We start from the raw sequence: 9,197 nt of genomic DNA on the forward strand, positions 1-9,197 counted from the left end.
CCGGCTTCCGTCACCTGCTGATCTCCGATCCCGGCAACCGCGACCACCGCTACAACCTGGCGATGATCCTGGTGTCGCTGGCCGCCGCGCTGCAGACCGACTACCCGAAGGACGCGGCGGCACAGGCGTGGGAGGCCACCGACCTGCTCCGGCAGCTCGCGGCGGAGGACCAGAAGTACCAGCTGGCCCACGGCAAGATCATCCTGTATCCGACCGCCCCGCTGCTCGCCGCCACCGCGCACGGCGACGACGCGCTGGCGTTGCTGCGAGAGGCAACCGACGTGTTCACCCAGCTCGCCGCCCGCGAGCCGGCCAACCTCGAACACACCTCGAACCGGGCCCAGGCCGTTCTCGGCACGGGCATCCGGCAGTGGGAGCGCGGCGACAAACCGCAGGGCCTCGCGACGGTCCAGGACGCGGTGCGGATGTTGCGGGACCTCTCGGCCCGCGACAAGGCCTACACCCGCCCCCTGGCGTCGTGGCTGCGCTCACCGCTGCAGGGCTATCTCGCAGCGTCGGGCAGGATCGATGACGCGATCACGGTGCTGCGCGAGGCGGTGACGATCTACCAGGACTGGGTCACCCGTGAGCCCGCGAACCTGGAGCACCAGGCCAACCGCGCGGACACGTTGTCCCTGCTCGGCACCCGCCAGTGGGAGAAGGGCGACAAGGAGCCGGCGGTCACGACCGGCAAGCAGGCCGTCGACGCCTACCGGGCCCTGGTCGGCAAGAGCGCGGCCTACCGGCCGTCGCTGGCCTACACGCTGGTCTGGCCGCTCTCCTACCACCTGGAGGGGACCGGCAGGAAGAGCGAGGCGATCGCCGGGGTGAAGGAGGCCGTCACCCTCTACACAGCGCTGGCGAACGAGGACGCCAAGCACCGGGAACGGCTGACCGCGGCCGAGGCACGGCTCGCGGAACTGCAACGTTGATCGCCGCGTGGGGGCGGGCCGCGCTGCCTGCCCCCACGCGTTCCGCTCACCGGTCTCCGCACTGTGGCAGGCGCGCGTGCGCTGCTTGGATGAACGCCATGCGCGCCCTGCTGCTCTCCGTGCTGCTGACCGTGTCGTTCGCGATGCCCGCCCAGGCCACCAGCGGGTTCGTGGTGCTGCGCGACGTCGACCCGACGATCCTGCACGACATCCGCTACTACACGGCCCACAACTTCGTGGGCACCCGCATCGACGGCTACCGCCAGCCGCTGTGCATCCTGACCAAGCCCGCCGCGCTGGCGTTGCGGTCGGTGCAGCGGGAGATGCTCGCGCAGGGCTACTCGCTCAAGGTCTACGACTGCTACCGGCCGGAGCGCGCGGTCGACCACTTCGTGCGGTGGGCCCGCGACCTGGCCGACCAGAGGATGAAGCCCGAGTTCTACCCGCAGGTCGACAAGACGCGGTTGTTCGAGGACGGCTACATCGCGGAGAAGTCCGGGCACAGCCGCGGGTCGACGCTCGACCTGACGATCGTGAAGCTGCCTCCGCGCTACCAGCGGCCGTACGTGGCGGGGGAGAAGCTGGTGAACTGCTACGCGCCGAACCGCTTCCCGGACAACATGATCGAGATGGGCACCGGGTACGACTGCTTCGACACCCTCTCGCACACCGACGACCCGCGGATCACCGGGAAGGCCGGGGAGAACCGGCAGTTGCTGAAGTCGGCGATGGTCGCGGCCGGGTTCCGGAACCTGCCGGAGGAGTGGTGGCACTTCACGCTGAACGGCGAGCCGTACCCGGACACCTACTTCAACTTCCCGGTGTCACGCCGGCTCGGCTGATCACAGGCGCGGCCGGCTCAGCAGCCTGGACAGCACGATCGCGCTCTCGGTCCGCTCGACGGGTTTCGTGGAGCGGACCCGCTGGATGGCCAGTTCCAGGTGCGAGATGTCCTTGGCCAGCATGCAGATCATCGCGTCGGCGGCACCGGAGACCGTGCAGGCGTCGATGACCTCGGGGATGTCCTCCAGCGCCTTGCGCAGGTCGGCCGGGGTGGGGTTGCCGGCGCAGTAGACCTCCACGAACGCCTCGGTGTGCCAGGCGAGGGCCTGCGGGTCGACGATCGCGGTGAAGCCGCGGATCGCTCCGGTGGCGACGAGGCGGTCCAGGCGTCTCTTCGCGGCGGACGGGGACAGTCCCGCCGCCTTGCCGATCTCGGCGTACGTGGCGCGGGCGTTGCGCAGCACGCACTGGATGATCGCCTCGTCGATGGTGTCCATGCGCAAAAAACTGCCACCGATGCCGGAAATCTGCAAAAAAGACGGGTTAGATCGCTAGAAATGACAATTGTTTGCAGCTGAGGACCGAACCTACGCTCACCGCTTGTGACGACGAGCGAGGCGGCGCTGGCCGCGGTGGACGAGGCGGCGATCGGGCGGCAGTTGCTGGAGCTGCTCGAGGTGCCGAGTGTGACGGGCAGTGCGGCGGAGTCGGAGCTGCAGCACGTGCTGGCCCGGCAGCTGGAGCGGCTGGATCTGGACGTCGACCTGTGGTCGATGAACCTGCCGGAGCTCCGCGCGCACGAACACTTCCCTGGTGGCGAGGCTCCGCGCACCGAGGCGTGGGGCCTGGTGGGCGACACGAAGCCGGCCGACGGACCGACGTTGATCCTGCAGGGACACGTCGACGTGGTGCCGCCCGGCGACCTCGCGCAGTGGGACGGCGACCCGTTCCGCCCGCGCGTGGCCGGCGACGTGGTGCACGGACGCGGCGCGTGCGACATGAAGGCCGGCGTGGTGGCGATCCTGGCCGCGCTCACCGCGATCCGCACGGCTGGGGTGCGGTTGCGGGGCCAGGTGTCCGCGCACTTCGTCGTGAGTGAGGAGGACGGCGGCCTCGGGGCGTTCGGGACGCTCGAACGCGGGCACACCGGCGACGCCTGCATCATCACCGAACCGACCAGCGGCGCGCTGATGGTCGCGAACGCCGGCGCGCTGACGTTCCGGATCGAGGTCCCCGGCCGTGCCACCCACGGCAGCACCCGGTACGCCGGGGTCAGCGCGATCGACGCCTACCTGCCGATTCACCGCGCGCTCGCCGAGCTCGAAGCCCGTCGCAACGTGGGCGCCGGTCCGCTCATGTCCGAGTACCCGATCCCGTACCCGCTGTCGGTCGGCACGGTCCAGGCCGGTGACTGGGCCAGCAGCGTGCCCGACCTGCTCGTGGCTGAGGGACGACTGGGTGTGCAGCTCGGCGAGGATCCCGTCGACGCGCGCTTGTCGCTGGAGGAATGCGTGGCGGAGGCCTGCGCGAAGGATCCGTGGCTGCGCGACCACCCCGCTGTCGTGACGTGGCCCGGTGGCCAGTTCGCGAGCGGCCGCCTGGCAGCCGGGCATCCGCTCGCCCAGCTCGTGGGCGATGCGCACGCCGATGTGACCGGTGCCGCGCGTCCGGCCGAGCGCGGGGCGCCGTACGGCAGTGATCTGAGGCTGTACGCGGGGGCGGGTATTCCGACGCTGCAGTACGGGCCCGGCGATGTCCGCCTGGCCCACGGTCCGCGGGAACAGGTTTCCGTCAGCGAGATCGTCACCGTCACCCGTGCCCTGGTGCTCGCCACTCTGCGCGCCGTCGGCTGACCGCCAGTGCAAGTGTCCGTCACCAGGTGAGGCGCCATGTCACCTGGTGACAGAATCTCCCGGAACGATCTACGGGGGATCATGGACATCGTCGAGCAGGAGATCACCGGCGACGCTCTGGAGGGCGTGCTCGTGCGCCCTGCCGCCGGAAGCCGGGCCGGGGTGCTCGTCCTGCACGGTTCTTACGGTTCCGGCACGGTGGAGCGATGCCGGCTCCTGGCGCACGCCGGGTTGCTGGCATTGGGAATCCGCTGGTACGGCGGCGAGGGCCAGGCACCGGGAATCTGCGAGGTCCCGGTGGAGACGTTCAGTCGTGGGCTGGATCTGCTGCACGCCGAAGGTGCCGAACGGCTTTCCGTGCTCGGTCTGTCCAAGGGGGCCGAGGCCGCGCTGTGGTTGTCCATCCTCGATCGACGCACTGCAGCCGTGGTGGCGATGTCGCCGACGTCCGTGACATGGGCGAACCTCGGCTCAGGAACAGACGGGCGGAACCGGCCCTGGCGCTCGTCCTGGACCTGGCAGGGCGAGCCGCTCCCGTTCGTACCGCTCGATGAGACCTGGGAACCGGAACCACGTGAGGACGGACTTGTGTCCCTGCGAGGCTGGTACGAGCGCAGCGGCGATCTCCACGCCGATCGGTACGAGGCCGCGGCCATCCCGGTGGAGCAGACCACGGCCGAACTCGTCCTGGTAGCCGGCGGAGACGACGGGACCTGGCCGTCCGAGTCCTCCGCGCGGGCGCTGAGAGATCGCCGGCTGGCCGCCGGGCTTCCCACCGTGTTGGTCGAGCGGCTCGCTGCCGGCCACCGCCCCCGCCTGCCGGGAGAGGCACCTGCCAGCCTCTCGACGCACCTTCACTACGGCGGGACCGACGCCGACGACTCGGCTTTGGGCGAAGCCGCATGGCCGCACATCCTGGATGCCTTGCACGGCCCTGCCTGCGGCCGCTGACACGCAGCTGCGGGTCACACACAACGCAAGTCCGACAGCGGCCGTTCCTTGCTCCAGTCTGACCGCCGATAACGTTCACTTATCGGCGGTCAGACTTTTCGCACCTAATTGGGTAGCGTTGCGTTGGATAACGTAACTGCACACGTAATTCTGCTACGATATCGCCGTGGAGACGAGTTGCAACTTCCCCGGCTGCGAGCGCCCCGTTTTTCGAGGTGGCGGGCCCGGCAGGCCTTCGGAGTACTGCGACCTGCCCGAGCACACGCGCTGGCGGGCGTGGCGGGAGCGGCAGCGGCTGGCGGAGGCCCCCGCGCAAAACTTGGAGGTCGTCACCGTGACGAATCTCCCCAGAGTCTCCGGTACCGCCAAGATCAGGGCCGAAGAGCTCCTCGACCGCTTCCGGGTGCTCTCGGAGCAGATGACGCAGACGCTGGGACGGGCCGTCGGCGAGTTGAACGCGATGGCGGATCCGAGTGTCGCGGAGAGCCTGGTGCAGGCCGCTGAGGCGGAGGCCGCGCGGCAGGTGGCGGAGGCTCAGGCTTCGGTCGCGTCCGCTGAGCGGCGTCGGCACGAGGCGGAGCAGGCTCGGAAGGCCGCTGAGGAGACGACTGAGCAGGCGGTGCGGGCGGCAGAAGAAGCCGACGATGCCGCGGACACGGCGCTGACCGAGCGGGATGAGGCTCGGGAGGCGGCGCGGGCTGCCGGCGAGCGGGCTGAGGCGGAGATCGCCGAGGTCCGGGTGCAGGCGGCGGCCGTGATCGAGGAGATCCGGGCCGAGGCGGACGCCAAGGTGCGGGAAGCTCTGGAGGCAGCGGAGCAGGCACGGGCTGATGCGGTGAAGCACGCCGAGCAGGCGCGCCGGCAGGCCGCGAAGGAGATCGAACAGGCGAACGCAGCGGCGGCTGCCCAGATCGAGCACGCCCGTGCGGAAGCTCAAGCCCAGGTCGAGCACGTGAAAACGGAGGCAGAAGCGCGGATCGAGCGCGCGAAGGCCGAGGCTGAAGCGGCTTCACAGGCCGCTGAACAGGCACGTTCCGACGCGGCGGACACCGTGAGCCGGGCGGCGAAGGCACGGGATGTGGCTGTGGTGCGGGCGGAACGGGCCGAGCAGGCCGCCACCGACGCCCGCGCGGAGCTGGAGCGGACCCGTGGCGAGTTCGACGTCAGGCTGGCGCAGGTCAGGCAGGAAGGCGTGGATCAGGTCGCGGCGATCAGGCAGGCGATGGCGGCGGTGGAGGACGCGCGGGCGCAGACGTTGACCAGGGCCGAGCGGGCGGAGCGGCAGCTGGACGAGGTGGCGGCGGAACTGCGTGCGTTGCGGGCCGGGGCGGCGAAGTAGGCTGATCGCGATGGACGAGCTGAAAGGCGACTGCGCCAACTGTTTCGGGTTGTGCTGCGTCGCGCTGCCGTTCGCCAAGTCGGCGGACTTCGCGGCCACCAAGGACGCCGGGACGCCGTGCCGCAACCTGCTGGCCGACCACCGGTGCGGGATCCACGACTCGTTGCGGCAGAAGGGTTATCCCGGCTGCACGGTCTACGACTGCTTCGGTGCCGGGCAGCGGGTGTCGCAGACGGTGTTCCGCGGCAACGACTGGCGCGCCGGCGAGCGGGAGAAGATGTTCGCGGTGTTCCCGGTGGTGCGGCAGTTGCACGAGCTGCTCTGGTACCTCGCCGAGGCCCGCCGCCTCGACCCGCACCGGGACCTCGACGACGCCTACGCCGAGGTCGAACAGCACACCGTCGCCGAGCCTGACGACATCCTGCGGCTCGACGTCGCGGAGATCCGCGCGAAGGTCAACGTCCTGCTGCTGCGGACCAGTGAACGGCTGCGGTCGAGCGCGAAGTCCTACCGGGGCGCGGACCTGATCGGCGCGCGGCTGCGGAACAAGAACCTGACCAGCGCGGACTTCCGGGGCGCTTACCTGATCGGTGCGGATCTGACGAACGCCGACCTCTCGCGCGCGGACATGATCGGTGCCGACCTGCGGGGCGCGGAGCTGTCGGGTGCGGACCTGAGCACGTGCCTGTTCCTGACGCAGCCGCAGGTCAACGCCGCGCGCGGGAACGCCCGGACGAAGCTGCCGCCGTCGCTGACCAGGCCGTCCCACTGGAATGCGAGCCCGAGCAAGCGCCGTTGACGGTGTCAGGGCGGTGTCAGCGGCACTTGCCAGAGTGCCGATCATGAAGAAGGCACTACTGATCATCGCGGCCGCCGTGGCCGGCCTGCTCGCGCCCGGTGTCGCGCACGCCGAGACCCCGCCCGGCTGCTCGTCGGCCCAGCAGATCGGCGCCACCGCGTACGTGAAGTTCGCGGACAACACGACGGCGGCGAGCGTGAAGCAGTTCGCCGGCTGCGGCAAGAACTGGGGTTACGTGTTCGTGTGGGCGGACTTCGCCTCGAGGTACGACCAGTTCCACGTCACCACCGCCGTCGCGACCGACGACAACGTCAACCACGGCAAGGTGATCGGCCGGCTCGACCAGCGCGAGGTGTGGTCCAAGCCCGCGGACACCGTCAACCGGTGCACGCGTGCGGTGGGTGTCGTGTCGCTGGGCGAGGACGGCTGGAGCACCTACACGAGCAAGCGATGCTGAGCTGATTGCTCCGTTTGGCGGGCATGGAAAGGGCCGTCTGCCTACGATCGGATGCGCACACCTGATCAACTACTGGGAGGAGTTGGGTGGTGCGTTCCATGATCAAGCAGGTGGCGGCCGCGTCGTTGGTCGTTGCGGCGGCAGTGGGGCTGACGGTCGCGACCAGTGGCACGGCGCTCGCGTGGGGGCCGGCCTGCCGCAACGGTGAGGTCTCGACCGGGTTCAAGTTCACCGGGGACGGCATCAAGATCCGCACCCGGCCGGTCGGCAACGCGACCGTGCTCGGGCTGGGCTACCGCAGCCACAGTCTGGCCGGTGGTGCTCGCAGCGGTGACTTCATCTACATCATCGACTGGACCACGAACGTGCGCGGCTGGGCTCCGGGCGCCTACGTGACGTGGCAGTGTGCTGGGCAGACCCATCCGGCGGGCTGACCAGGCGGAACGGTTTGACTGAAATTCTGTCCGCACGTTCGTGCAGTCGGCGGCGGCCGCGGTCAGTGGTCTGCTCGCCGGCTGCACGGACGACAACAGGTCCTGGGTCATGCCCGAGGAAGGGCGGCCGCACCAGCGGACGTGGATGGCCTTCGCGGCGTCGGAGCGGATCTGGGGGCGTGACCTGGTCCCCCGAGTGCAGCGCGACCTGGCGCGCATCGCGGCCACGATCGCCCGGTTCGAGCCGGTGTCGATGCTCGTGCGGGCTGAAGACCTGACCTTCGCGCGTGATTTGACCAGCGGGAACGTCGAGCTGGTGACCACGGACCTCGACGATCTGTGGGTGCGCGACACCGGTCCGGCGTTCGTGAACGGCGCCGCGGTGGATTTCAACTTCAACGGCTGGGGCGGCAAGCAGGGGCACAGCCGGGACGCGAAGGTCGCACGGTTCGTGGCCGAGCGCGCCGGAGTCGAGGTCGTGAAGACCGATCTGGTGCTCGAAGGCGGGGCGCTGGAGGTCGACGGCGAGGGCACGGCGATCATCACCGAGAGCTGTGTGCTCAACAGCAACCGCAACCCGGGCTGGAAGAAGCGCGACGTCGAGGAGGAGCTGGCACGGTTGCTGGGGATCCGGAAGGTGATCTGGCTGCCGGGTATCGCCGGGCGGGACATCACCGACGGGCACACCGACTTCTACGCGCGGTTCGCCGGGCCTGGCGTGGTGGTGGCCGGGCTGGACAACGACCCCGAGTCGTTCGACTACGACCTCACGCGCCGCCACCTGGAGATCCTTCGCGACGCCACGGACGTGCAGGGGCGAAAGCTGCAGGTGGAGGTACTCGAAGGTCCGTCGCGGACGAGGGTGGGCGCCGAGGACTTCGCGGCCGGGTACGTGAACTTCTACGTGTGCAACGGCGCGGTGGTCGGGCCGGAGTTCGGTGATCCGGAGGCCGACGGGAAGGCGCTGGCGGTGCTCACGCGCTTGTTCCCGGGACGTACGGTGGTGCAGATCAACATCGACGGCATCGCGTCGGGTGGTGGCGGCATCCACTGTGCGACGCAGCAGGAACCCCAAGAAGAACGATGAGGTAGCTCCCGTGTCAGAGCGCAGGACGCAGATGCTCGAGGCGGCTGTGCGCGTGATCGCGCAGGACGGGGTGCGGGGGTTGCGCGTCGAGAAGCTCGCGGCCGAGGCCGGGGTGTCGACGGCGTTGATCTACTACCACTTCAAGGACCGGGCGGGGATCCTTCGCGCGGCGTTGGAGCACGTCAACCACTGTGCGCGCCGCTACACCGAACCCACGGCGGGTGAGCCGAGGGAGCAGCTGGAGCAGATGCTGCTCGGTGAGCTGCAGGACTTGCCGCAGGTGCGTGAGACGAGCGTGGCGTGGGGTGAGCTGCGGGCGAGCGCGGCGTTCCACGAGGAGCTGCGCTCGCCGTTGCGCGAGGCCACCGAGGCGTGGAACGCCGACGTCGCCGCTCTGGTGCGCGAGGTGGATCCGGCGCTCGCTGCCGACGCGGTGGCCGAGCGGCTCACCGCGCTGGTCGAGGGGTTGAGCGAGCGCTGGCACAGCGGGTCGGTGTCCCTGCAGCGGGCACGCGAGCTGCTGGCCGGCGCGGTGCGCGACCTCTAGACGGTTGATTCCAAG

Annotated in this window: 11 protein-coding genes; 10 read left to right on the forward strand and 1 reads right to left on the reverse strand. The window is 69.8% G+C overall.

Annotated elements, in window-relative coordinates:
• Positions 1 to 932 (forward strand): hypothetical protein (locus UK23_RS53460; protein WP_045318306.1); only part of this gene is annotated, 932 nt, incomplete at its 5' end.
• Between the two features lie 89 nt (positions 933 to 1,021).
• Entirely contained in the window at positions 1,022 to 1,774 is a 753-nt protein-coding gene (locus UK23_RS46675) for a M15 family metallopeptidase (RefSeq protein ID WP_045318307.1), read from the forward strand.
• Here the strand turns inward: UK23_RS46675 and UK23_RS46680 are convergent, their stop codons facing one another.
• Complete coding sequence (locus UK23_RS46680) at positions 1,775 to 2,212, reverse strand: Lrp/AsnC family transcriptional regulator (protein ID WP_045318308.1); 438 nt, start codon at positions 2,210 to 2,212, stop codon at positions 1,775 to 1,777.
• Positions 2,213 to 2,317: 105 nt separating this feature from the next.
• Between UK23_RS46680 and UK23_RS46685 the strand changes: the two genes are divergently transcribed.
• The 8 genes from UK23_RS46685 to UK23_RS46720 all read left to right on the forward strand — a co-directional run bounded on the left by UK23_RS46685 (position 2,318) and on the right by UK23_RS46720 (position 9,182).
• Positions 2,318 to 3,568: an ArgE/DapE family deacylase gene (locus UK23_RS46685; protein WP_045318309.1), complete on the forward strand. Its 1,251-nt coding sequence runs from the start codon at positions 2,318 to 2,320 to the stop codon at positions 3,566 to 3,568.
• Between the two features lie 81 nt (positions 3,569 to 3,649).
• Positions 3,650 to 4,519: an acyl-CoA thioester hydrolase/BAAT C-terminal domain-containing protein gene (locus UK23_RS46690; RefSeq protein WP_045318310.1), complete on the forward strand. Its 870-nt coding sequence runs from the start codon at positions 3,650 to 3,652 to the stop codon at positions 4,517 to 4,519.
• A gap of 166 nt (positions 4,520 to 4,685) precedes the next feature.
• Positions 4,686 to 5,858: a hypothetical protein gene (locus tag UK23_RS46695; protein ID WP_156213893.1), complete on the forward strand. Its 1,173-nt coding sequence runs from the start codon at positions 4,686 to 4,688 to the stop codon at positions 5,856 to 5,858.
• Positions 5,859 to 5,868: 10 nt separating this feature from the next.
• A complete protein-coding gene (locus UK23_RS46700) occupies positions 5,869 to 6,657 on the forward strand; it encodes a pentapeptide repeat-containing protein (protein WP_045318312.1) in 789 nt (262 codons plus the stop codon).
• Between the two features lie 43 nt (positions 6,658 to 6,700).
• Positions 6,701 to 7,114 (forward strand): hypothetical protein, encoded by a 414-nt coding sequence (locus tag UK23_RS46705; protein ID WP_156213894.1) that lies wholly within the window; start codon positions 6,701 to 6,703, stop codon positions 7,112 to 7,114.
• A gap of 98 nt (positions 7,115 to 7,212) precedes the next feature.
• Complete coding sequence (locus tag UK23_RS46710; RefSeq protein ID WP_156213895.1) at positions 7,213 to 7,548, forward strand: hypothetical protein; 336 nt, start codon at positions 7,213 to 7,215, stop codon at positions 7,546 to 7,548.
• A gap of 40 nt (positions 7,549 to 7,588) precedes the next feature.
• Positions 7,589 to 8,635, forward strand: a complete 1,047-nt coding sequence (locus UK23_RS46715; protein ID WP_045318314.1) for an agmatine deiminase family protein — start codon at positions 7,589 to 7,591, stop codon at positions 8,633 to 8,635.
• Between the two features lie 10 nt (positions 8,636 to 8,645).
• Entirely contained in the window at positions 8,646 to 9,182 is a 537-nt protein-coding gene (locus UK23_RS46720; protein WP_045318315.1) for a TetR/AcrR family transcriptional regulator, read from the forward strand.
• The last annotated feature ends 15 nt before the right edge of the window (positions 9,183 to 9,197 follow it).

Origin of the sequence: Lentzea aerocolonigenes, assembly GCF_000955955.1 — a bacterium.
GTDB lineage: Bacteria > Actinomycetota > Actinomycetes > Mycobacteriales > Pseudonocardiaceae > Lentzea > Lentzea aerocolonigenes_A.